The sequence below is a fragment of the Bacillus sp. ES1-5 genome (genome assembly GCF_022487605.1).
Taxonomy (GTDB): Bacteria; Bacillota; Bacilli; order Bacillales; family Bacillaceae_G; genus Bacillus_A; species Bacillus_A wiedmannii.
On the sequence record NZ_JAKVPU010000007.1, the window covers coordinates 75,084 to 99,849 of the forward strand.

The 24,766-nt window shown below is 34.4% G+C and carries 25 protein-coding genes, 2 pseudogenes and 1 riboswitch; of the genes and pseudogenes, 9 read left to right on the forward strand and 18 right to left on the reverse strand.

The window, feature by feature from the left end:
• Positions 1-144: 144 nt before the first annotated feature.
• A pseudogene (locus MKO96_RS21135) lies at positions 145-705 on the forward strand (DUF4240 domain-containing protein); the annotation flags it as partial.
• A 59-nt stretch (positions 706-764) separates the two neighbouring features.
• Here MKO96_RS21135 and MKO96_RS21140 read toward each other — a convergent pair.
• Positions 765-1,802 carry an SDR family oxidoreductase gene (locus MKO96_RS21140; RefSeq protein ID WP_240588558.1) on the reverse strand — a complete coding sequence of 346 codons (1,038 nt, stop codon included), beginning with the start codon at positions 1,800-1,802 and terminating at the stop codon, positions 765-767.
• A 228-nt stretch (positions 1,803-2,030) separates the two neighbouring features.
• Between MKO96_RS21140 and MKO96_RS21145 the strand changes: the two genes are divergently transcribed.
• The gene (locus MKO96_RS21145; protein ID WP_240588559.1) at positions 2,031-2,786 is read left to right on the forward strand and encodes a CPBP family intramembrane glutamic endopeptidase; all 756 of its coding nucleotides are present in this window, start codon (positions 2,031-2,033) and stop codon (positions 2,784-2,786) included.
• Between the two features lie 213 nt (positions 2,787-2,999).
• Here the strand turns inward: MKO96_RS21145 and MKO96_RS21150 are convergent, their stop codons facing one another.
• The 4 genes and pseudogenes from MKO96_RS21150 to MKO96_RS21165 form a co-directional block, all read right to left on the reverse strand.
• A complete protein-coding gene (locus MKO96_RS21150; RefSeq protein ID WP_240588560.1) occupies positions 3,000-3,941 on the reverse strand; it encodes a serine hydrolase domain-containing protein in 942 nt (313 codons plus the stop codon).
• A gap of 23 nt (positions 3,942-3,964) precedes the next feature.
• Positions 3,965-4,855, reverse strand: coding sequence for an AraC family transcriptional regulator (locus MKO96_RS21155; RefSeq protein ID WP_240588561.1), 891 nt, complete (start codon positions 4,853-4,855; stop codon positions 3,965-3,967).
• Positions 4,856-4,903: 48 nt separating this feature from the next.
• A complete protein-coding gene (locus tag MKO96_RS21160) occupies positions 4,904-5,374 on the reverse strand; it encodes a GNAT family N-acetyltransferase (protein WP_240588562.1) in 471 nt (156 codons plus the stop codon).
• 17 nt (positions 5,375-5,391) lie between these two features.
• Positions 5,392-5,799: pseudogene (locus MKO96_RS21165) on the reverse strand (DUF3980 domain-containing protein).
• A gap of 96 nt (positions 5,800-5,895) precedes the next feature.
• Between MKO96_RS21165 and MKO96_RS21170 the strand changes: the two are divergent.
• Positions 5,896-6,348, forward strand: a complete 453-nt coding sequence (locus tag MKO96_RS21170; protein ID WP_240588563.1) for an NUDIX hydrolase — start codon at positions 5,896-5,898, stop codon at positions 6,346-6,348.
• A gap of 33 nt (positions 6,349-6,381) precedes the next feature.
• Here MKO96_RS21170 and MKO96_RS21175 read toward each other — a convergent pair whose 3' ends face one another.
• A complete protein-coding gene (locus tag MKO96_RS21175) occupies positions 6,382-7,293 on the reverse strand; it encodes a DMT family transporter (protein ID WP_000832964.1) in 912 nt (303 codons plus the stop codon).
• A 124-nt stretch (positions 7,294-7,417) separates the two neighbouring features.
• Here MKO96_RS21175 and pdxR point away from each other — a divergent pair, with 124 nt between their 5' ends.
• The gene (pdxR, locus tag MKO96_RS21180) at positions 7,418-8,860 is read left to right on the forward strand and encodes a MocR-like pyridoxine biosynthesis transcription factor PdxR (protein WP_240588564.1); all 1,443 of its coding nucleotides are present in this window, start codon (positions 7,418-7,420) and stop codon (positions 8,858-8,860) included.
• Positions 8,861-8,940: 80 nt separating this feature from the next.
• On the forward strand, positions 8,941-9,381 hold the full coding sequence (locus MKO96_RS21185) for a YaiI/YqxD family protein (RefSeq protein WP_240588565.1): 441 nt from the start codon (positions 8,941-8,943) through the stop codon (positions 9,379-9,381).
• Between the two features lie 86 nt (positions 9,382-9,467).
• Here MKO96_RS21185 and MKO96_RS21190 read toward each other — a convergent pair whose 3' ends face one another.
• The 7 genes from MKO96_RS21190 to MKO96_RS21220 form a co-directional block, all read right to left on the reverse strand.
• The gene (locus MKO96_RS21190) at positions 9,468-9,782 is read right to left on the reverse strand and encodes a DUF3892 domain-containing protein (RefSeq protein WP_240588566.1); all 315 of its coding nucleotides are present in this window, start codon (positions 9,780-9,782) and stop codon (positions 9,468-9,470) included.
• A gap of 80 nt (positions 9,783-9,862) precedes the next feature.
• A complete protein-coding gene (locus MKO96_RS21195) occupies positions 9,863-10,687 on the reverse strand; it encodes a DUF2785 domain-containing protein (RefSeq protein ID WP_240588567.1) in 825 nt (274 codons plus the stop codon).
• A 236-nt stretch (positions 10,688-10,923) separates the two neighbouring features.
• Positions 10,924-11,466 carry a GrpB family protein gene (locus MKO96_RS21200; RefSeq protein ID WP_240588568.1) on the reverse strand — a complete coding sequence of 181 codons (543 nt, stop codon included), beginning with the start codon at positions 11,464-11,466 and terminating at the stop codon, positions 10,924-10,926.
• A gap of 42 nt (positions 11,467-11,508) precedes the next feature.
• Positions 11,509-12,177: a nucleoside/nucleotide kinase family protein gene (locus tag MKO96_RS21205; protein WP_240588569.1), complete on the reverse strand. Its 669-nt coding sequence runs from the start codon at positions 12,175-12,177 to the stop codon at positions 11,509-11,511.
• Positions 12,178-12,300: 123 nt separating this feature from the next.
• Positions 12,301-13,044, reverse strand: a complete 744-nt coding sequence (locus tag MKO96_RS21210) for a metallophosphoesterase family protein (RefSeq protein WP_240588570.1) — start codon at positions 13,042-13,044, stop codon at positions 12,301-12,303.
• A gap of 13 nt (positions 13,045-13,057) precedes the next feature.
• On the reverse strand, positions 13,058-13,996 hold the full coding sequence (locus tag MKO96_RS21215) for an aminoglycoside phosphotransferase family protein (RefSeq protein ID WP_240588571.1): 939 nt from the start codon (positions 13,994-13,996) through the stop codon (positions 13,058-13,060).
• Positions 13,997-14,010: 14 nt separating this feature from the next.
• Positions 14,011-14,808 carry a VOC family protein gene (locus tag MKO96_RS21220; protein ID WP_240588572.1) on the reverse strand — a complete coding sequence of 266 codons (798 nt, stop codon included), beginning with the start codon at positions 14,806-14,808 and terminating at the stop codon, positions 14,011-14,013.
• Between the two features lie 98 nt (positions 14,809-14,906).
• On the opposite strand from MKO96_RS21220, the gene MKO96_RS21225 reads away from it, so the two are divergent.
• Positions 14,907-15,917, forward strand: a complete 1,011-nt coding sequence (locus MKO96_RS21225) for a sulfite exporter TauE/SafE family protein (RefSeq protein WP_240588573.1) — start codon at positions 14,907-14,909, stop codon at positions 15,915-15,917.
• 39 nt (positions 15,918-15,956) lie between these two features.
• Here the strand turns inward: MKO96_RS21225 and MKO96_RS21230 are convergent, their stop codons facing one another.
• Positions 15,957-16,406, reverse strand: coding sequence for a GNAT family N-acetyltransferase (locus tag MKO96_RS21230; RefSeq protein ID WP_240588574.1), 450 nt, complete (start codon positions 16,404-16,406; stop codon positions 15,957-15,959).
• 386 nt (positions 16,407-16,792) lie between these two features.
• A riboswitch (Lysine riboswitch) is annotated at positions 16,793-16,985 on the forward strand.
• Positions 16,986-17,097: 112 nt separating this feature from the next.
• Here MKO96_RS21230 and MKO96_RS21235 point away from each other — a divergent pair.
• The 3 genes from MKO96_RS21235 (at position 17,098) to MKO96_RS21245 (ending at position 19,787) form a co-directional block, all read left to right on the forward strand.
• Entirely contained in the window at positions 17,098-18,564 is a 1,467-nt protein-coding gene (locus MKO96_RS21235) for an amino acid permease (protein WP_151634971.1), read from the forward strand.
• Between the two features lie 113 nt (positions 18,565-18,677).
• Positions 18,678-18,983: an iron-sulfur cluster biosynthesis family protein gene (locus MKO96_RS21240; RefSeq protein ID WP_240588575.1), complete on the forward strand. Its 306-nt coding sequence runs from the start codon at positions 18,678-18,680 to the stop codon at positions 18,981-18,983.
• A 33-nt stretch (positions 18,984-19,016) separates the two neighbouring features.
• Complete coding sequence (locus MKO96_RS21245; protein WP_240588576.1) at positions 19,017-19,787, forward strand: DNA alkylation repair protein; 771 nt, start codon at positions 19,017-19,019, stop codon at positions 19,785-19,787.
• A 113-nt stretch (positions 19,788-19,900) separates the two neighbouring features.
• Here MKO96_RS21245 and MKO96_RS21250 read toward each other — a convergent pair whose 3' ends face one another.
• The 4 genes from MKO96_RS21250 to MKO96_RS21265 form a co-directional block, all read right to left on the reverse strand.
• Entirely contained in the window at positions 19,901-20,707 is an 807-nt protein-coding gene (locus MKO96_RS21250; RefSeq protein WP_240588577.1) for a hypothetical protein, read from the reverse strand.
• Between the two features lie 49 nt (positions 20,708-20,756).
• Positions 20,757-21,992, reverse strand: a complete 1,236-nt coding sequence (locus tag MKO96_RS21255; RefSeq protein WP_240588578.1) for a HAMP domain-containing sensor histidine kinase — start codon at positions 21,990-21,992, stop codon at positions 20,757-20,759.
• Positions 21,993-22,000: 8 nt separating this feature from the next.
• Positions 22,001-22,699, reverse strand: coding sequence for a response regulator transcription factor (locus tag MKO96_RS21260; protein WP_240588579.1), 699 nt, complete (start codon positions 22,697-22,699; stop codon positions 22,001-22,003).
• A gap of 79 nt (positions 22,700-22,778) precedes the next feature.
• Entirely contained in the window at positions 22,779-24,764 is a 1,986-nt protein-coding gene (locus MKO96_RS21265; RefSeq protein ID WP_240588580.1) for an ABC transporter permease, read from the reverse strand.
• Positions 24,765-24,766 lie beyond the last annotated feature (2 nt).

Sequence of the window (24,766 nt, forward strand, 5' to 3'; positions counted from 1 at the left end):
GCTTTATAATTCCATCAATTACATTACCGAATTTTCTGTATATTGTAAAGATAAAATTAGTATTATCTGACAATCATACCCTATAACCGAATTTGTTCATCTATGGTAAAATGTATCCATCGCTGATATGTACAACTTTGTAATATAAAAGAAAAAACGATAACAGAAGAAGAATTTTTGGAACTGCTTAATTGCGCAAAAATGAAAGGTGAAGACCAAGAAGAACAAATAGAATGGCTTACTCCTCATCTCGCTAAACGTACAGTACACGAAATTGTTGCTTTTGATACGCATATGCATCATATATTAAAAACTTCCTATACGTCTCGCCTATGGGCAGCCGCCTACATTATTTTAGGCGGCTGTTCAGATGATTGTTTTGATTACTTCCGCGGATGGTTATTATAAGAAACATACGAAACGTGTATTGAAGATCCAGAACGGTTAATTTCTGTATTAGAAAATTTGAGTGAGGATGATGTTCCTGAAATCGAAGAACTTACGCTATATTTCGGACAAGAAGTATATATGGAGAAGACTGGTGACGAAGATGATACATACTTTACGCTATATCACGTCTTGTCTAATGAAAAATTCGACGATATAGATATTGAGTTTGACTGCACTGAAGATGACGAAGAAGGTTTGAAAAAGATGTTTCCTAGGTTATGGGAAATATATGGGGAAGAACCGATAGAGTTGTAGATAAATATTAGGACTCTGTTTAATCAATAGACAGAGTCCTGTTTTCATAGAATTCTTATTTACACACTCTTTGTTTCATTCCATTTATCTAGCAGCTCTTTTTCTCTTTCAATTGAAATACCTGCTTTTAATTCCCATTCGTCCACACTCTTCATCCACTCGTATACATCTGTAACTGTATGTTCTAACCTTCTAAAAGTAAGTCCTTCTTTAACAGCACTCTCAATACTAATAGAAAAACCACCTTTCCACGGTTTCGTTTCACCTTCAAGTGAAAAAGTTTCAGGAAGCCATAAAGGCATCTCTGTCCAAGGCTGCACCTTATGTTCATTCATAAACAATTCATCTACCCAAACGAATTCAGCATCGCTTTCCGTAACCTTTTTACACGTATTTAATAGTTCTTCCATCGTCAATTCATCATTCGGACCTGTTATATTGAATGTACCTGCTTTATTATTTTCTGCCATGTTGAGTCCAAAGCTCGCGACATCTTTTATATCAACTATCTGCACTGGACGGTCTTTTCTTCCTGAAACTAACACTTCTCCTCCCTTTGCTACACGCTGAATCCAGTATGGAAGTCGATCTGTATAATCAAACATTCCTGAAAGCAGTCCTGCTCTTACGTGTAAAACACGCCCCGGCCAATATTTCTCTGCTTCTTTTTCGCATAATACTTTAAGCGCACCATAATGCTCATAAGGAGATATTTCACCATTCTCTACAGCCATTATCTGATCACTCGTTGGTTCAGGTTGTAATATATAGTCTTCTTTTATGTGAAGCGGAATCCAATCTTTATATACGGAAAGGCTTGAGATGAATATATAGTGTTCAATATTATCTTTAAGTACTTCTCCAACATTTCTAATGTGATGCGGAGAAAAACCACATGTATCCACGACAACATCCCATTTTCGATTTTCTAAACTTGATACATCATTATTTCTGTCACCGAATAACTGCTCTACTTCGGGAAAAATTTCTTTATTTGTTCCGCGATTAAATAACGTGACTTCATGCCCTCTCTGTAAAGCCTCTTCTACGAAAGCTCTTCCTAAAAATCGTGTACCACCTAGAATTAATATCTTCATAGTTCTCCCCCATTCGTGATTGAAAATCCTTTCTTTTGTTAAACGATTTTTTGTTGTGAAAAGTTACGAGAATGGTTGAACTTTTTTCTACAAGTTCAACAGATATAATTTCGATACTTTTTCTCTCTTCAGAAACAATTAGATGGAAATATTCATTCTGTTGATTTCCATTTCATATATAATTAAAATATCGGATATTTGATTAATCACTTATACATACTTAGGTAGGTGAAAAATATTAATAGAAACATAATTTATCATTCAACATTATGTATTTATCTTCTCACATCGCTTATTTATATCTTCTTACTGAACATAGAAAATGGTCGTAACTATTTAGGATTTACGATGGTTGTTCCACTTTTAGCTGTTATTTTATATCAAAGATTATTTAAAAAACAAAAATTAGTTCACACATTTGGATTTTCACGTCCCAAAATAAAAACACTAATTTTCTCCATATTATTTCCACTACTTCTAGGACTATGTCTCCATTTTTATTTTTATATTTATAATATAAAGTTCTTATATCATCATTGGAATGAATTAGGAGTTCTCTTACTCGTTGGTCTTACAATTGGATCGTTATCTGCATTATTAGAAGAGATTATATGGCGAGGGAATTTTCATTACTATTTACGAAAAAAATATTCATTCATGCAAACAGCTATTATTATAGCTTCGCTTTGGTCTTCATGGCATTTACCAATAGCAATTTTTTATAAAAATTATGAGTTTCAGCTTGTAGGAACATTAAGTTATCTCTCTTTGTTATTTATATTATCTATATTTTTGACGTACACGAGAGAATATGGTGGTTCTGTAATATCACCCGCTATTTTACATGGTATGTTTAATGTATTTTATTTGACAGATGTAGCCCAAAACAAGTGGGATGCCAGCCTAATAGAATTAATTAAATTTACCTTACTAGCAATTGTGCTGGGCACGATGTATCTTATACATCACAAAGTTAAAAAATAGTTAAACAGCTAAGAAAAAAGATGTTTCTTCTTTTAGTTGAAAGCAGCTTTAATAGATTATAAAGTACTTCAACACCTATTCGATGATTGAATAGGTGTTGAAGTTTTATAATCTTAGTTGCACAACTTGGTTAATACAACACTTTTTTCTATCGTAGAGAACAAAACAAGTTTAACTAAACCTTTCATTCTTATTTTTATAAAAATAACCATATTAATCTTTTAAATAAGGAAGTATGCACTCTTTAATTAACTTCCATCTATCCTCTGCATTTCGTATAACCTCAGAAGCAATCACCACCACCAATTCCTTCTCTGGAATACAACAAATCACATTCCCACCATCGCCCATTGCACAGTATGAAAAAATTCCATCCTCTTCTCGTAACCACCATAAGTAACCGTATTGATTTTGGTTCATTGTTGTCGATTCTTTTATCCATGATTTTGCTAATATTTGTTTTCCATTATAAATACCTTCATTCAAATAAAGCTTTCCAAACTTAGCCATATCTTTAACTGTTAACGTTAGTCCCCAGCCGCCCGTCGAAATACCATTTGGATCGTGAACCCATCCCTTTACGTCTTTTCCGAATAAGTCATCAAATCCAAATGCTTTCATATTGTAGTTTGGAATTTCTCTCATGCCGAGTAGTTGAAATAAGTACTCATTCGCAAAATCACGTGCACTTTTTCCTGTTGCGCTCGTTATGATTGTTGATAATAGATGAGCTCCTGCAGATGAATATTTAAAAGTCCCCATTTCTCCGCCTTTTCCTATCCTATTTAACGTATATTGAACCCAATCTCGTTGCGTACATAGTTCTTCTAACGGTTCCTGCCAGTCTACAAAAGGATATGGTGCTGTCATTGTAAGTAAGTGTCGCACTGTTACTTCAGATGCCTTACGTTTATATTCAGGGAAAAACTCTATTACTTTTTGATCAACACTTTTTATATAGCCTTTATCTACACATATCCCAATTAACGCAGAAATAATCGTTTTTGTGACAGATGCTACATGAAATGCATCATCTGGACCTTGGCCTTTATAATATTTTTCAAAAATAATATTACCTTTCTGCATTACTAACATACCGTTTATATTTTTATAGTCTTCTTTTATAATGGAATCTAACTTTTCAGCGGTTTTCATCCTTCTTCCCCCTCAATCTATCATTAAAAAGGTTCGATAGGTACATATATATCAACTATATGTTTATTTTCCGGGTGCTGCCTTGGGTCATTTTTATACATTTCAAAAGGATACGCATCTCTCGGCTTATATCCGCTATTTGGAAGCCACTCACCGTATAAAAAATCCCATGCTCCTTTATATTCATCTTGGAATATTTCAAAATGACCTACCACATACTTTCCAGAAGGTATTACCATTATTCCAATGTCACTCGCTTCTACTGCGGACCCATTCGGAATTGTTATACATAAACTAGTTCTTAAATGATTGTCCTCAGTAAATTCATGATGATCGTGGTAAATGGTTAATACTTTCGTACCCTCAAATACATGACAGTTTTCCTCCGCTGCGTAATGAAATAATTTCTCTATCATTTTCGGAAAAGCTATCGTTAACTCTTCATATGTACCGATATGTCTTATGTATGCGACATTTCTATCGTCCGCTGTTACAATTTCAACATTTCCTCGAACCTTCTTACATTCATTGTATTGAGAAGGTTCACTTACGTCTTTGCAATTCTTGCTATTGTCGTTTCGATATTGAGATGGACTTATTCCGTAATGACTTTTAAATGTTCGAGAGAAAACTGCTGAATCTGTAAAGCCAAAATGGTAAGCGATATCCGTAATCGTCATATCTGTGCGATATGTAAGTAGATTTGTTGCCCTTTCTAACTTTAATCGGTTTACATACCGTGATAATGGCTCGTCTACTATCCCCTTAAAAATCCGATGAAAATGAAACTTTGAAAATCCTGCTACATCCGCTAACTCTTCAATTGAAAGTGAATCATTTATGTGTGATTCTATATAATCTTGCACTTTATAAATGCGTCGTAAGTATTCATTTCTACTTTGTTTACTCTCCATACTTCTAGCTCCTCACAACAAAAAGGCTAACTTTGTGCTAGCCTACTTTTACACATTTTTCAAAAATAAAACTCTACTACCGCCGTTCCCGTCATAATTTGTATGTACCGATACACCCTCTATCTCATCATCCCCAGCCTCAATTCGAAAACCGATTTCCCTATGAAACTGTATCGATTTTTTATTAACTGGTGATGTGATTGCTTTTACAACTTTACGGTTGTTTGCACGAGCGACATCAAAGAAATAAGAATACAATGTCGATGCAATTCCTCTTCTTCTATACTTCGGATTTACTCCGATAAAATGAACGTACGCTTCCTCTTTATGCGTTTGCGAAAAGAATCCACATAAAAAACCTAACGTTTCTCCCTCTTCTTCAATGATAAAACTCGTTTCTTGAAAATGAACGAAGAACAATTTTGGCAACATGCCAGTCATGTCTCTCCCGCCCCACCAATCATTTAATACGGAATGAACCTTTCCATAATCTTCCCCTTGTATGTTCCTTACTCGCATAAATCTCTCCCTCTCACTCACTTCATTTTTTCATAAATTTTAATGACTGTTTCTACTAATAGGATGAATATCCATATCCCGCAAAATACAAGAACAGACTGGAATAGAGAACCTAGCATAACAAAACTTATTAACCCTAATTCTGATCCTGAAATGGATATTTCATCAAATCCTAAATTATGTATAAATGGACCAGTTGAAAAAGTCATTAAAATAGATCCTATTAAATAAATCACACTCATTATTTTTAATATTTTTATAGAAAGTTAAGAAGTTTGTTTTTCTTCCACTTGTGATAATTCGATTTCCCCGCTTGCAATTCCTTTTTGCAGACAATCTTCACACAAAAATTCTTCCTTTATTTTTTTACCCCCATGTATTGTACCCGTTATTTCTTTACATCTTGAACATTTTCGATTTATCATGTTGTTACCACTCCAATCTATTAAGATTATACTTATATCACTCTGTATTCACCTTAATATCCCTTTTATGTATTTTATAGAGAAAAGTCGTGTTTTATGATTTCAAAACTTACGTTTGGCTCGAAAAAGCGTACCGTTCATTATGTATTAAGACCTAGTTGTTATGCAGTTATTTTCCATTCATCTTCTTCAATGATTGCTGTTATCCAAAAAGGAGACCGTTACTTTTTACCTGGTGGTGGTATGGAAGGTAATGAAACAAAAGAAGAGTGTTTGCACCGTGAACTACTAGAGGAATTAGGATGGGCAATTGAAATTGATCAATATATCGGTAATGCGGCTCGATATTTTTATGCAGAAAAGGAAGATATATATTATTTAAATGACGGGTTCTTTTATATTGCGAACATGGTGCAGAAACAAATTGAAAACTGTGAGGATGATCATGTTTTAAGGTGGATGTCTCCATTGCATGCTGTAGAGCTTCTCATTCACGACCATCAAAAATGGGCCGTTGAACACGCGCTTTTATTACAAAATAAAAAATGATCTCCTTCTATATGAAAGAGATCATTTTTACTACTAACTTACTTTTTTCAAATTGAGTGCAGGCTTTTTGATTCCGCCTTTTTTTACAACATATAAACCGATAAAGATAATAAGACCGCCAACGAGCTGCATCATATTAATTTGCTCTCCAATTGTAACTGCCGCAAAGATAACTGCGAACAATGGTACGAGATACATATAAACCATTACTTTCGTTGAGCCTATTTGACTAATACCGACATACCACATTGCTAGTCCGAAGATGGTCGCAAAGATGATTGAATATGCTAGTGAACCCCAGCTTGGCGTATCTACTGGCCATGTTAAAGAGTTTACGTTGAATAAACAGTATATAACAAGTGGTACAATTCCAATTAAAGTAGACCATGAAGTCACTCTCATTGCGGAGTATTTTGTAATAAGAGGTTGCGCTAATATTGGATACCATCCCCACGCAATTGCTGCGACTAATCCAATTACATTTCCGAGCCACGCATATTCGTAAGTAGCTCCTCCTGTATGTCCTGTTAATAAAACGAATGCTGCACCAATAAACGCTATTATTGAACCAATTTGTACTTTCATCGAAAAACGTTCTTGTTTGTGCAATACTGCTAATATCCCTGTAAATATAGGTGACATCGCAATTAATAATGAGGCGTTCGTTGCTGAAGTATATTTCACAGATAGCATAAACATCGTTTGATACATTGCCGTTCCAACGATACCGACTGCTACTAATCGTAACCAATCTTTTCTTTCAATACGTAATGAGCGTTCCATTAAAAATGTAATAAGTAATAATACCGGAGATGCTACTAAAAATCGTAAACTATTAAATTGAATGGATGACATATATGCCACACCATACTTTCCAATTGTATAATTTGCTCCCCATACTAATGCTACTGATACTAGGAGCCATTCCATTTGCCATCGTTTCATCCGAATCTCCCCTTCCATATTTAGCATAGTAAAATTGGCTGGATATATCACCGTCCAATTGGCTGTTTTTTTACCCAGCCAATTTGTTATACTTAATGTATATAAGAGATACGGAGGCGTTTGTATGGAATGGAAGCTAGATAACGACAGTAAAATCCCTATTTATCAGCAAGTAGTTGACTTTATTGAGAAACGTATTACATACGGAGAACTTCCTCCTGGAAGCTTCCTCCCTTCCGAACGGAAATTAGCTACGCAGTTAAATGTAAACCGAAGTACGGTAACGACTGCTTATAATGAACTACGTGCTATGGGGATTGTGGAAAGTACGACTGGTAAAGGGACACGTGTAAGTACACATATGTGGGGCGTTTCTCCAACATTAACTCCGAATTGGAGAAATTTCGTAGAAGGTGGTACTTTTTTACCAAACTTACCGTTACTTCGCCATATTCGGGCAGAAGTACAACAAAATGAAAATATCATTGATTTCGCAAACGGCGAGCTCGGTTGTAACCTTTATCCTCACGATCAACTACAGACAATTTTACGAGAACAACCGTTAACGCATTCATTAAGTTATGATCATCCGCAAGGCTATCTCCCGCTAAGACAAGCGGTCGTAAAATATATGAAAGAATATTTAAAAGTTGAAGCGACTGAACAATCCATAATGATTACATCTGGCGCACAGCAAGCACTTCATCTTATCGTTCAATGTTTATTGAATCCAGGTGATGCAGTTGCTTTCGAAAGTCCTTCACACTGTTATTCCTTACCGTTATTCCAATCAGCAGGTATTCGTATTTTCCCGTTACCTGTCGATGAACACGGTATTAATCCAGATGATGTACAAGAGTTATATAGAAAACACCGTATTAAAATGATTTTTTTAAATCCAAATTTCCAAAACCCTACTGGAACGATGCTTCATCCAAACCGTAGAAAAAAACTATTATCACTTTGCGCAGACTTACGAATTGCAATTGTTGAAGATGATCCGTCCAGTTTACTTACGCTAGAAAAGAAACAACCTTGCCCTACTTTAAAATCAATTGATGAAAATGGGACAGTCATTTATGTACATTCCTTATCTAAAATGATTGCACCAGGCTTACGAGTTGGCTGGCTTGTCGCCCCGCAGTCTGTAGTCGAACGATTATCAGATGCGCGTCACCAAATGGAATTAGGTATGAGTATTTTCCCGCAGTGGCTTATGCAACAATTTTTCGAAACTGTACCATTTCAGTCTCATATCGTACCGTTACGAAAACAACTAGCAGAAAAAAGAGATGTTATCGTTCGGGCCCTAAACGAGCAACTTCACGATAAAATCTCTTTTTCAAACCCGACCGGCGGTATATACATATGGGGAAAATTAAAAGAACCGATAAACGAAAAACAACTTATTATGCAAAGTTTAAAACAAGAAATTGCATTTATGCCTGGGAGTATTTTCGGCGCGAAAGATGGTTATATTCGTTTATCTTATGGAAAAGTGGATATTGATCAAATTGAGGAAGGTATTTCTCGTTTGCGTGAGGCTATATTGATTTGTGAAAAATAAATTTAATTAAGCTTTCTCGTTTGACAAAAGAAAAATCTACCATTATCATCAACTCGAACCTATTTTTAGGAGTGATAAAAATGAAAATTTACGTTGATGCAGATGCTTGTCCTGTAAAAGATGTAATTATTTTAGAAGCTACGAATGTTGAAATCCCTGTAACCCTCGTTACTAGTTTTTCTCATTATTCTAATGCGGATCAGCCAAAAGGTGTAGAAACAATTTATGTTGATTCTGGAGCAGATGCTGCAGATTACCGCATTATGCAGTTAGCAAAAAGAGAAGATTTAATCGTAACCCAAGATTACGGTCTTGCTTCACTCGCTTTAGCAAAAGGCTGTATCGTGCTACACCATAAAGGCTATAAGTATACGAATGATAACATTGAACAATTGTTACAAACACGGTATTTAAGTGCAATGGTTCGAAAAAGCGGTAAGCGTACAAAGGGACCAAAACCATTTACAGCAGAAGATAAAGAGAAATTTAGAGTGCTCTTTAAAAGTATGATCGCACTTTAAAAATGAACATTCTATTTGCAAGGAAAACTTCGCAAAACAAAGAAGAGAATATCGAAATGAACATTCTCTTCTTGAGGTTTACCCTTTTAAAATGAAGGTAAATTATCTAAGTTATTATCCTTTATTCCATCAGGTTCACTACGTAAAATATCTCTACCATACTTATGAAATACGTCTACATGAGCTAACTTCCCTGATTTTGCTTCACTAAGAGCAATCATATAATCTAACTCTCTCCCGCTACTTGTTTTAAACGCTATTAAATCACCATCATCATTTTTACGAACGGCAACAATTTGTTCTGCTCCTGAATTGACTTCATGGTCTACTTCCAATTGAGCTTGTCCTTCTCCTTGATGTAAGTAATCATTATAAACTTTTTCAAAGTCTTTTTTATTCATAACATTCACCTCCAACACATTTTTTTAGTATGGTTGGGAGGTGTTGGTTTTATGTACCTTGTTCTTAGCAAAATGTATTTTTAATACCTACGCAAACCCTTCAAAGTCTCCAATATATCATCTGTAAAGGCTGTACTACCTTCTGCCTCTAAAACTCTAAAATAAAAACTTCTTAAGAAAGTTCTAATATTTTGTACTAAAATAGCATGCTGTGGATGTCGGATATCTTCAACCGTTGCTATGCTATGTAGCCAATTGCCCCACTCTTCTTCAGTTAAAATATTTTGGTTACGTAACGACATAATTGGCGCTACTAATCTCTCATCTTCAAAGTGCACATATACGTAATCACTTAATCGAACCTTCTGGCGAACAGCGGCTAGTATTGCATATGAAAACTCGCGATTTTGTATAGTACGTGCTAACGCATCGAGTGCATCAGCCGCATGCGCCGTAGAGTGTGCCCAGCCTTTTCCTTCTACGTATCCTCTTACATCTTCTTCTAAATATACATATTCTAGTACTTGTTCTGCCACACTGTATAGTTGTTCTTCAGATAACAGTGGTTCTCTTTCATGAACAGATAAAATAAGTGGCGGAATTAATACGGAGAATGCACGTTTAAATACAGAGTCTGTGCCCTTTTCACCAATTTTATAAAATAAATAATCAGGACTAATTGCTTGTAACATTAATCCTCTTAACTCTTTTTGTCTAAATACATCATTTGTAATCCATGTGTGAAGCGTACTATAAATTAAATCATCACGTAATTCAGCATCGGATGATCCAATATAATCTAGCATCCACTGTGCATATGGATATGCATCTACGTCTTCTGGTACAGCATAATTATTATTTTTAATTTGTAGTAGTTCTTCTTTTAATTCGAGTACTTCATTCATTATATTTCCTGTCCCCTTTTTACTTTATTAACATATTTTCGCTTTATCCCCTGTAATTGCCTATCCTTATATGAACTTGATTCAATTATATATAATTTATCCTGATAAATAAAAGGAAATACTTTAGAACATCGCAGTCTCTCACTTTGTTTACATGCATCTCATGTAAGTTTAATTTATAAAATAAATTATGTTTTTTCTTTTGTATTCAAACGTAGTTACAATCAAAAATTTAATCATTTTAGAACTTGTTTAATAAATTCTGTTTTAGCTTTGGTGTATGCTTCTCTATCTTGGTTAAATCTTTTAGCTAAATCTTGTTTCAGATTTGAATACTCATAAACTAATTGTGGATTTTCTCGTAAGCGGTTACGAAATAAAAGTTGATGCTCCCATCGCTCAGTTCCTTTAACCATTAAATGCAGGTGTGCTACACGCCTATTATTCTTAACTTTCACAAAGAACCTTCTCCAAGGTCTTTCATCCAATTCTGGGCTTACATAATGCCAATTATATATGGCCAATTTCGCTGAAATATGTAGTACTCTTTCAAATGAGTCTATTTCAGCCATTAGATCAATGATAGGTTTTGCAGGTAAACCAGGTATGGATGTACTTCCTATATGTAGTACTTTGCTTATACCAAGAGGAGCAAGCAGTTCATATAGTTGCTGCTCTTCACATCGGCCTTTATCTTGCCAATCAGGATTTGCATTAACTATCTCTACTGACTCATTCGCCCATACAGGCCAATCGTTCGGATTATCTTTCTTATCCATCCAAAGCATCCCCTTCACGAATTTTTTGCTGTATAAACAATCTTAAATTTCTTTATATACAACTACTGGATCATCAAAGTTATTATTCCGAAATATAACATCCGCACAACTTTTCGGATTATGCTCATCTATATACACCTTACAGGCAGCATGATATCTGTTTAAAAACATTTTCTTTGCTTTTTCATAACTTCCAAAAGCCTCCGTCTCGCGCTTTGCACCACGTTTTCTCGCAATCTCAAAATCTGTATCTACAAAGATTTTGTAATCAAATAAATACTCAACGTCTTTTTTCAATAGAAACGTTCCATCTACTATTAATATCATATTTTGCGTGGCCACTAATGGCTCATTATGTACAGGCATATCCGTTTTTAAATTATGAGAACTCGTTTCATATTGTAAATTCCCGTTTGGTCCTAAAGGCTTTAATAATCTTTCTTTAAAAGCTGTATAATCGTGTGCATCTTCGTAATACCCTCTTGCAGATTCTTTTCCTTTTGCATAGCGAACCGCTCTCGGATTATGAAAATCATCAATGCTGGCGCGTGTTACTGGTAATCCTCGTTTTTTTATTTCTTCAGCTAGTTCGTTTGCAAATGTTGTTTTTCCTGAAGCTGTAATACCACTTACTCCAACTCTTGTTGGATGGGTTAAGTTTAATTTTAAAATATGATCAGCAATTTCTTTCATGTATTGTTTTCGGAGCATGACATTCCCTCCTGTATATTGTTTACATAATATAATTGCAGTAAATTAAATTCATCGCTATTTGTTGGTAAATCGATATATCTAAAAAAATCGTTGATATATTTTTATTGATTTATATTTTCCTTATTTCCCCTTAAATCCTCGATATAAAGCAGTCCGTAATTCTTGTTTGTATTCTTCAATTTCTGGCATATCGAGTTCTTCTGCTAGTCTGATGGCTAATTCAATATCATACGGTACACGTACGAGTTGAATAGAAAAGCTTGCTGCTTCTTTTTCATTGTAAGTTCCTTCGAATATTAAATAAGAAGCTTGTGTAATTTCAAGAGGGTTTCCTACGCTACCTGCATTACATAACGTTTTCCCTCTGAAATTTTGAACGAAGGCTTGGTGAACGTCACCGTAGCAAACGACATCGGGTTTTCTTTCCCCTTCTATATTCTCTGTGAGCTCACTATTTTCGAACATACTAATACGCTCTTCTCTTGAGGCATGTGGTTGAATTCTTTCATATAAACTTCTCGGCGATGCGTGGAACATACGAATCAGTTTGCCGCTCATAAAAAATTCGATTGAAAATGGTAAGCTTCTTAAATATTCATTTTGTTCTTCCGATAGTTGTTTTTGGTGCCATTTTAACGCTTCAAATTCAGTCGGTTTTGTAATAAAATCATCCCAGTTCCCCATTACAACTCCATCACATTCTTTACGAATGATTTCAATCACTTCACTGGAATGTGGACCTTTCCCGACTAAATCTCCAAGACAAATGATGCGCTCGATTCCTCTTACTTTAATATCTTTCAGTACAGAATCTAATGCTGGAATATTACCGTGAATATCTGAAATTACCGCTATTTTATCCATATGAATCCCTCCATTACTTATTGTTTATTATATCCTCATGTTGTGATTGATACCATTTTGGAATATAGGATGAAAAATTATTATGATCTTCGATAATTCGGTTTAATCTCTCTTTCATATCATTAACTAAATGTGGCGTACTTCGGTTTGTCCATACGATATCAGCTGGCAATGTCATTGCTGCATATAAGGAGTACAGTTGCCAAAAATGAAGTGACGGTTCTCCCCCGCAATAACCATGAACTTGTCCAACCGCAAATGGTTTGCTTATTCTTGTAGTAAAAATCGCTACGTTATAGAAATCGTGTATTGGATCGCCAAAATCATATCCACCAAAATCGATAACGATAAACTCCTTATTATGAATCATACTATTTGCTGGATGGAAGTCATCGTGTAAAAAGGTAATAGGGCGATTTTTCAATAATTGTTTATGCTCCCCTACAAAACTTAATACTGGCTTTAAATCAAGGAAGTCTATTTCATAGTTTGCTAACGCTTCTACGTATCTTTCGTATTTATTCCATCGAACCGTTTCCCATTTATTACTTGCACTTTCTCTTCCAATTGAGTGGATTCTCTTTAATACTTCTCCTGCTTTTCTTCCTGCATTATACTGTTCTTCCACCGATAGCTTCCCTAAACCTTCTTCACCATTTACACCTTGGACCCATTCGAATACTTGAACACATTTATTTAATTCCTCAAGTTTTATGAAATGAATTAACTTGGGCGTTCGAATATGTAATAACTCTAATTGTTTCATATACATATATTCTTCTTGTTTACGTTCAAAATGAACAGCATCACATACTTTTACAAAATAAATTTCTTCGTTCTTTAATTCAATTTTATATTTCTCTTCATGTGAAAAACCTTTTGACATAGCTGTACACTTTACAATACGAGGCCATTCTAAATTTCTCTCTATCTCTCTAAGCATTTCCTTCACAACGTTCACCTCTATCAATATATGTACAAACTACCTAGCACTTCATACTCTCGTATATTTTCACCTTTAAACTCCACTGCAAATGGATATTCACCATGATTCTTCAAACGTTCTAGTACTAACCCTTCTCCTATTGGTTCACAAAACTGCACATGAACGTCACCAAACGATACACTTTGACACTCCGCATTCCATTCTTCCTTTTGAACGACTTGGCTTGCAGTTAGCCCCATTACTTCTTTCCATTTCCGTACCGTTTCTCGAACATTTTTCACTGCGTAATGAATCGTTTCAATTTGTTGTACTTTGTTTTTATGTTCAGTGATCGTCCCTATGTTACGTAAATCGTTTCTTCTTTCTTCATCCGTTTCATTCCATTGTATAAAGAAAGGTAATTTCGGTCCGTTCTTTTCTTGCTTTATAAATAACATTTTCCACTCTAAAAGGCGGCCATCTTTTCTCATACGTTTCCCTTCAAATGGTCCTATCGTATGTAAACCGTGCTTACTAAACTTTACTGCTAGCTCTTCAATTGCATCTGTTCGAATTGCGATTTGTAGCATTCCTTCTCCGTCTTGTAATTTCACTACTGTTTCTTGTACTAATGGATTGTCTGCTTTCTTCGCTTTTTCTTCATGCTGCACTGCTAAAAATTCTATATAGGATAAATCAAAATAACATAAACTATTCCAAGTACCCCAAGTAATATGTTCTCCTCCTACTGCAGTATGAAATCCACGCTCCTGTATTTGTTTTGCCGCTTCCTCCGGTGTACCATGTACTGCGTGTACGAGATGATCAAATCGTAACATGTCTTTCTCCCCTTTCTCTCCATCCTTTTATTGTATATTTTATTTTTCTTTCATTCAATTCAAAAAACTTTAAAACCCAGTTGATTTATACGATTAATATGTATTATAATGAAACAAATTTAATTATTGCTGATTGGAAAAACCAAAGGCACTTTTCTCATACGGGAAAAGTGTCTTTTTCATTTATTATTACAGGGGGATTATTTATGCAGAAATTAATTGTCTTTGCTATTATCGGATTTTTTGCTCAATTGATTGATGGTGCGCTTGGAATGGCGTACGGGGTAACATCTACCTCACTATTATTAATGTTTGGTATCGCACCGGCTGTAGCTTCCGCATCTGTTCACTTAGCTGAAGTCGTTACAACCGCCGCTTCTGGTGCATCTCACATCAAATTTGGAAACGTTGATAAATATACCGTTTCCAGACTTACATTACCAGGAGCAATTGGCGCATTTATTGGGGCATGTTTTTTAAGCAATTTACCTGGTGATGTAATTAAACCGTACATTTCCGTATTTTTATTTACTTTAGGGGTTTATATTTTATTACGATTCCTCATTCAAAAACAAATTGTCACTTCAAAAAAACGTATGTCTGCAAAACAGCTTGTTCCGCTTGGCTTATTCGCTGGATTCGTTGATTCAACTGGTGGTGGTGGCTGGGGTCCGATTACGACACCTGTGCTTTTGGCAAGAGGAAATGAAGCTAGAAAAGTTATCGGATCTGTAGATACGAGCGAATTTCCTGTTTCACTTGCTGCAACAATTGGATTTTTCATTTCACTTGGATGGGAACAAGTAAGTTGGGTTTGGGTATTTTCTCTCATGCTCGGTGGTATCGTTGCGGCACCAATCGCTGCATGGTTAGTACGCATCGTTCCTTCTCATTTACTTGGCGTATTAGTTGGGGGCCTTATTATCTTTACAAACATTCGTACATTGCTTACTACATTTAAAGTGGATCCAACTATTATTTCACTTTCTTACGTGGCAGTTGGTCTTGTCGTTATTATTTCTATTTTCATTGCTGTTCGCAATCATTCCAAGCGTTCTAACGCATCGACAGCCGGATATCCGAATGATCAAAAACAAATGCTACCATAACGATAAAAATACCGCCCGATATACTTCGAGCGGTATTTTTTATTTTTCTATTTTCCAATTAATCATCGTTTCTGTAGTGCTAATTCTCTTCATATGTAATTTCTCCAATACACGAATCGAGCTAATATTTTCAAGAAGTGTCTCCGCAATAATCGTTTCTACCTCTCCTGTTTGAAAAGCCCAATTTATTAGTTCTCTTACAGCTTCTGTCGCATACCCTTTATTCCAATATTTCTCAATAAATCCGTAACCAATTTCTACTGTATGTTCCTCATTTGGTTTCCCTTTAAACCCTATATCACCTAGAACGATGTCATCTTCTTTTCGAATGACATACCACGCTCCCCAAGATAATAAAGCCGCATCTTGTTTTACATTTTCTACATGTCCTACAATATGTGGACCACTATTAAATCCTTGCTCGTTAGCAACTTTCATACTCTCTTCTGTACACGGCACTATATAGAGCCTTTCTGTTTCTAATTTCATGTTAATTTCCCCTTTTCAATTAAACAATACCTCAATTTTACCAGAAATAAAAAGAATATTCATTCTATTAATCAGGTTTATACTTATTCTTTGAAACGAATTTAAGGAATAATCCTCTTTTGTTAGTTATGTCGAATTATATTTTCTGAATTTTCTTTTAATTTTAAAGGGTTTTTCAATATTTTTTGCGAAACATTTGTATAACAATTTGTTTCTTTATTTTTTGTTACATAACAGTAGGTTCGGGTGGAGTTTTGCAAGCGTTTCCTATACAATAACCGATATTTTTTGACTTTTCCTAACAAAATATCTTGCAATATATTCAGAAAGTCATTACAATTGCCATATATTAAAAATCTTAGCAATATATCAAATCCTCATCAATCCGATGAGGTAGAGGTTGCGACTTTTATGAGTAAAACGGACGAGACACAGAGAATGTCACCGACTCCGTTTGAAAGGAAAAGTTGCCGAAGTTTATATTTCTTCTCTGGAATTATGAGCTGGGGCTGTCTCCGAAAGGAACAGAACTGTCACGTTTACAAAATTACCGTGTAAACGTGGGGTGCTATCTTAACGGAAGGGTATGATGGGGTGGTTATTTGTGAAACGTTCCGCCAAATTCCTTTGGCGGTTTTTTGTATTTTTCTCCCCCGTTCCTTCCTATCTTACAAGAAAAGGAGTGTTGAACATGAATAGCGCAACGAATCAAACTACCTCTGAAACACAAACTACAAATGGAAAAGGTGAATTAAAACGTAGTTTAAAATCAAGGCACCTTACGATGATTTCTCTCGGTGGTACAATTGGTACCGGACTATTTCTTGCCAGCGGTGGTGTCATCCATTCAGCTGGTCCTGGCGGTGCACTAGTCGCATACGCCGCAATTGGAATTATGGTTTATTTCTTAATGACAAGCTTAGCTGAACTCGCAGCTTACATGCCTGTTACCGGATCTTTTAGCACATATGCAACAAAATTTGTTGATCCGTCCCTTGGCTTTGCACTTGGATGGAACTATTGGTATAACTGGGCCATTACAATTGCTGCTGAACTCGCTGCTGTAACATTAATTATGAAATTTTGGTTCCCAGATACCCCTTCCCTCATTTGGAGCGGATTATGTTTAGCTATTATTTTCCTTTTAAACTATTTATCTGTTAAAGGGTTTGGTGAATCTGAATATTGGTTCGCACTTATTAAAGTAGTTACTATTATTATCTTTTTAATTGTCGGCTTTATGATGATTTTCGGAATTATGGGCGGCGAATCTGTTGGCTTTAAAAACTTCACTGTTGCAGATGCACCATTTAACGGCGGTATTATGGCAATTATCGGTGTATTTATGGCAGCTGGTTTCTCATTCCAAGGTACTGAATTATTAGGAGTTGCTGCTGGTGAAACTGCTGATCCAGAGCGTAACATTCCGAAAGCAATTCGTTCTATCTTTTGGCGTATTCTTTTATTCTATATCCTTGCGATCCTCGTTATCGGTTTATTAATTCCTTATACAACTGAAAGCCTTGCCGCAAGCGATGTTACAGTAAGTCCGTTTACACTTATTTTTGAAAAAGCGGGCGTTGCCTTTGCTGCTTCTGTTATGAACGCTGTTATTTTAACGGCAGTACTGTCTGCTGGTAACTCTGGGATGTACGCATCAACTCGTATGCTTTGGGACTTAGCTCGCCAAGGAAAAGCACCTAAGTTTCTTGGTAAATTAGATAGCCGCGGTGTACCTGTTAACGCATTAATCGTAACGTCAATTGTTGGTAGTATCGCTTTCATTGCTTCTTTATTCGGTGACGGTGTTGTATACATTTGGTTATTAAACGCATCTGGAATGTCTGGCTTTATCGCATGGGTCGGAATTGCAATTAGTCATTACCGTTTCCGTAAAGCATATATCGCTCAAGGTAAAGATTTAAAAGACTTACCATATAGAGCAAAATGGTTCCCGTTCGGTCCAATCTTCGCATTTGCACTTTGTGTCATCGTAATTTTAGGACAAAACTACGGCGCATTTATGGGCGAAGCAATCGATTGGAACGGTGTACTCGTTTCTTACATCGGTTTACCACTCTTCTTAGTACTATGGTTAGGATATAAATTCACGAAGAAAACGAAAGTGATTCCGCTTGATAAATGTGAACTGAAATAAAGGAAAACGAGCAAACAAATTTGTTTGCTCGTTTTTTATTCCAATGCTTCTCCCTTCCCTATTGCTCCTGTTTTTGCAATAATAAAGGAAATATACATAAAGGTTGGGATACCATGAACATTCGCATTACTGATGAAGCAAAAGCAGCTATACATAGATTAGAACGTGAAGACAAAAAAATCATTCGCATTAGAGGAACAATGACAAACTCTTGTAGTATTTTCGTTGATGTGGATTTAATTTGGGATTCATATAATGCAGATGATGTTGTATATGAAGATGCAGAGCTTATCGTACAAATGGATTCATTCACGAAAGACTATACTGGTGATACGGTGAAACTTGATTATAAGACGACTGGTTTTAGTATTACGACTCCGAGTGAGACTTTAGTTTATGGATTGTCGATTAAAAAATAAAAATTGTTTTTAGCTGACCATTGAGGTGAAAACATGGGTAAATATGTTCCGTTAAAATTTTTATTTAATGAAGAATTAGCAGAAAGTATGGCTAACTCTATTTGTAAACACGATCTTAATTTCTCTAAAAGAAACTTCGTATCTTCCGTAACATGTAAAGTTGAAAATTTAGAGTTAAAGCAACGTATAGAAGTAATAGCAGATGAATTACACGATGTATTACAAAAAGATTTTAATGAAGCAATACATATTTTACTGAAAACATTGGGACCAGAAAATACAACAGAAGTAGGCACATTTACAAACGGATATATGTACATGCCTATTGCAAAATACGTTGAAAAATATGGGCTTAACGATTTTGAAACTTCATTCAACGCAATGTATGAAATAACAAAAAGGAATACTGCTGAATATGCCATTCGGCCTTTTCTTGAAACATACCATGAAGACACACTAGACGTATTACAACAGTGGATTCATGACGAAAACAGCCATATTAGAAGATTAGTTTCCGAAGGTACAAGACCAAGACTTCCTTGGGCTAAAAAAATAGGAGCTCTGAAAGGTGACTTTAAGAACAATTTAAAACTTTTAGAGTCATTAATGAATGACCCTTCTAAATATGTCCAAAAATCAGTAGCCAATCATATTAACGATATTACGAAAGAAGATAAAGAACTCGTTTTTCAATGGTTGCAGCAATTACGTGATAAACAGCATCCGGTTAACCCTTGGATTATAAAACATGGGTTAAGAACGATGATAAAAAGTGGTACTTTGCCAAAAGATTTTTCTTTTTGAGTATTTTAAACAAAAACGCTATCCTTTCCTATGATTCTAGAAAAGAATAGCGTTTTTTCACTCGTCCAGTACTTAGTAGGTATAACTTTTTATATTTCAAAAGACTTTTCCCTCTAAAAATATTTTTCATACAAATTTTCAGATTCTAAAAAATCTATAAATTTCTTATAATGTGTCACTGTTCTTTCTAAAGCAATCATTAAAACAAAAATAAAATAAATTGCTTGGATTCCATTCATATAATTAAAGAGTGATTCAAATATATATACAATACTTGCAATCATAGAACAAAACCATAAATAAAATTTCATTTTCAGCTTTTTAATTTTTTGCTTAATTGTCTTACAATACTGGCCATGAACTCTTATAAACAAATAAATTGCTGTATGTAAAATAATAATTGAAAATTGGAAACTTCGATTGTCCTCCGAACTAAATTCAGAAAAATCTATTTCTAATGAATGTAATACTATCCAAATAGAAAATAAAGATAGCAGAAATACATATAAAAAACCAAATAATAATTCAAAAATAAATAGCCAAGGTTTATTTATTATTGAGTAAAATGGATTTAGATATTTTATGGTTAATAAAAATTTTCTCACTAAATCAGTAATAATAATTGATGTATTAGTTATATTCATATAGAAAAGTAATGTTATTGGAACTAATAACATTATAGTGATGCCCCAAACAGTAATCTTAATGCCTGATAAAAAGAAAACAGCTCCATAAATTATAATTGAAAAAATAAAAGTTGATACTGGAACAAACATTAAAAATATAAAAGTTCTTATTAAGATTAAATCTCCTAAAAAATCTTTTATTATGGAAACGTGTATTTTTTCCTCCTTGTATTTTTTCACAGTATCAACTATTTCTTTCTCAGATAAAAGAAAACACTTCAATCTATTAAACATAAAAAAACCCCTTTATATTAAAAAGATTAAAATATATACCAAACTGTTATTAAAATTTCATAAAAATAATTGTAAATTTTGTATAAGCATTTTTTTCACTTTCAACTGTAATTAAGGCGTGATGTGCCTCTATAATAGCTTTGACAAGTGCCAATCCAATTCCGGTCGAGCCGTGCTTTTTAGAACTACTTGATTTATAGAATCGTTCAAAAATATGAGGTAATTCTTCAGCTGAAATTCCCTCTCCAAAGTCTTGGATTACTAGTTCTGTATAGATTGGAGAATTTTTGGCCTGAATCATTATTTTACCACCGGGTTTAGAATGTTCGATTGCATTCTTCAACAGGTTTAACAAAGCTTCCTGCATCCATAATTTGTCTTGAATAACGACTATTTCTCTTGGTGCATTCCAATCAATCAAAATATTTTTATCACTTATCATGCTTTGCAAGCGATTTAGTACTTCCTCAGTCGTATCTACTAAATTCCCTGGCTCTTTATCAAACGAAATCGCTTTTGCATCAATTTTTGCTACTTTTAACAAATTCTGAATTAAGACATTCATTCTAGAAATCTGAGTATCATTATTTTGTAGTAATTGAGCTTGTTGCTCTCGGGATAGTTTCTCATTTAACAACATTTCATTATAGATAGAAATAGTTGAAAGCGGCGTTTTTAACTGATGAGATATATCCTGCAACATTTCTCCTAAAAACCGCTTCTCTTCAAGCAAATCATGCATATTTTTTCTAATGATATCCCTCATTGAACGAAATGAAATCGCCAGTTTCGCGAAATCCCCTTCTTTATTTTCATTGATGACAACCGAGTAATCTCCCTCGATTATTTTTTTTGCAGCTCTAGTAAGCTGGCTAATCTTATTGAAAATAATTTTTTGTTGCATGTAGTTTGCAACAAAAAGTAAAAATCCAAAAGCAATCAATCCCCACATCATAAATTGATTGTGATTAATAATTAGATTATTTAAGTGAGGAAAAAATTTTGATTCCAAGTCTTCATATAATCCATACTGCTTTAGGATCTCTGTCCCTTTTTCCTGATATTCACTTGAGTGAGACGAATGACTTGATAAAACTTTCATAATTTCCGCTTCATTTTCTGGATTCTGCTCTACCAACCTAGCTGTAATTTCACCCCATGTTGCAATAGAGTCTCTTTTCAAATGATCATAAAATAATTGTTGAATAATAAATTGGTAAATCACAAATATAGATAAAAGGACGGCCAGTATCGTCATATAGCTTTTTAACTCGGTATTTTTCATTATCTTGCTCACCCAATCACATCCTTGCTCCAACGATAACCATATCCTCGTTCGGTAACGATAAACTGTGGTTTTTGAGGATTGTCTTCAACTTTAGCTCTTAAACGCTTTATATATACAGATAACGTGTTTTCATCAAAAAAAACATTATCTCCTTCTGTTATTTGTTGTAGGAGTTCATCTCTTTTTAATGCTTTGTGAGAATTCTTCATGAAATTCAATAGCAGTTTGTATTCTAAATTCGTCAATGTAATACTTTCACAATTTTTATAAACCTTGACTAGGTTCGTATCGATTCTTATATTCTCAGATTTTAAAATTTGAGATGGTGTTTCTAGCGACGCTTGTTTACGCAATTGTACTTTCACTCTGGCCATGAGTTCCCTAACCCGAAAAGGTTTGGTTATATAATCATCACCGCCTATATCCAGCCCCATTACCACATTTGCTTCTTCATCTAGTGCAGTTAAGAAAATAATAATCGAATTCTCGTTTTGCTTTTTAAAATACAAACATAAGTCATAACCATTACCATCTGGTAGGCCGATATCAAGGATGAACAAATCAAATGTATTGTGAACAAACTGGTGTTTAGCTTCTTTTACACTGGACGCTCTAATCACCTCATAACCTTCATTCCTCAATGAAAATTCGATGGCTAGCCCAAGAGCTTCATCATCTTCAACTAGTAATATTTTTTTATTCAAGTATGTCCTCTCCTTTTTCTTCCCCTAGCTTATTCTCCAATCAGAATAGCCTGACTATAATCTAGCCAGGCCTATAATATTACTCTTCTCTGATAGTATCAATGATATTATCTTGTTGAATTTTTTTCAATGGATTTAAGACTGATAAATAACTAATTATTAAAGCTAAAACAAACGTAATAATACAAGCTTCATAGGGAATCGTCCATGCCATTTTCAACATATCAGATATAGCTAAATATATAATATAAGACAATGTACAACCAAAAAAGATTCCTTGTAAACTTCCAGAAAAACCGTAAATCAGAGCTTCATAGGTAATCATTTTTTTCAAATCCTTTTGTGACATACCAATGGATTTCAACGCGGCCAGTTCTTTTCGTCTAGTCATAATGCTTATAGTTATAGTATTAAAGATATTAACACTACTAATTAAAGAAATGACTGTGATAAAACCATATGCAAGCACTTGTAAAGTAAGTTTTTCTTCTTTTTTTGTTTTATTTTCTTGATAATTATTTACGATTGTAATGGTATGATTTTTTCCAATCGTATTTTTTATTTCCAAAACTGTCGCGGTAGATTGAGTTACATCCTTTAATTTAGTTTCAATTTTATTGCCCTTCTTTTCGTATGCATTAGATATATTTCCAAGTGATTTTAACTGATTCAAAACTTGTGTAATTTCAGCTAAATGATCTGGATTCTTATCTTCTATCTTAATTGTAATATCCGATTTAACAGATAATTTATTGAAAGACTTAGATGCAAATGCAACATTCATTAAATAAGAGAAAGTAATAAATAACACACTACTTATAATAATTGATAAGATTGTAATGGTATAGCGATTTTTATTTCGCTTCACATTTTTCATAGCCATGCTCAAAGGAAAAGATAAAGGTTTTTTCAACATGGAATTCTTTTGCTTTTTGATTTGTTCCTTTTTAATTGACAACCTGCTGCTGATTGCTAATAATGGGGAGATTTTGCCTGCAAAATAAGCTGGGTACAAACTTGACGCTATTATAGAAAGGAAGGTAATAATCGAACTGATTAATAAAATCTTCCAATCAACATGGAATATCGAGACCTCTTTACTATTTTCCATTAAAAGTGAAAAAATAAACTGAAGAGAGGCAAGCCCTATTAGGCTGCATATAATTCCAATGGGTATAGCGATAGCAGCCAGAAAAGTAGCTTCTCTCAGCACAATTTGTCTAATTTGCTTTCGTGTTGCACCAATGCTTCTCAACAAACCAAACTGCCTCGTTCGTTCCACGACACTGATTTGAAAAGCGTTGTAAATCACAACAACTGTCGCTATCACAACAATGCTGATTGTAATAATTAGCGTAGCCATAATCGAATCATTATAACCTAGTTTCTCTAATTGAATTAATTCATTACTTATTTCAATATTATTTTGTCCGGCAATGGTCTTAATTCCCTCTAAAACCTCATTAAAATTTGCTTTTGAGTTAATTCCAACTAATATTTTTCCTTCTCCAGCGCTAAACTCACGCTTATAGGTTAGTACCCGTCCTACTTTATTTTCCTGTGTATATGCACTATCACTTAGAAAACCAACCAGTTTGTATTTTTTTTCATTCAATTCAAATGAATCACCTATTTGGATATTTTCTTTTATAAAAGGTAATACCCAGGGATCCACAGCAACTTCTCGATCATTAGACGGCACTCTCCCCTTAATAATACTGTATTTTAAAAACTCCAAGGCGTTATCATCAGCAAAATTCATTTGTACAGCAGCCTCTCCGACTTTGACTGTTTCTCCCTGTGACATTAAACCAAATGATTCAATTTGCGGGTTATATTTAATTTTCTTTAATGTCAATTCATCGTAATTAAATACAACAGCATGAAAAGAATACCCTTGATTCTTTTTCGTATTCTCGATTTGAGAAATCTGAGTACCGTTCATAAATAGGCCGATTGTAGAAATTAAAGATACAGAGAGTATAATTCCGATCAAAGTGAAAATTGTTCGTTTCATATTCCCCTTTAAGTATCTCCTGCTTAATTGTTTATAATGACCAATCAAAA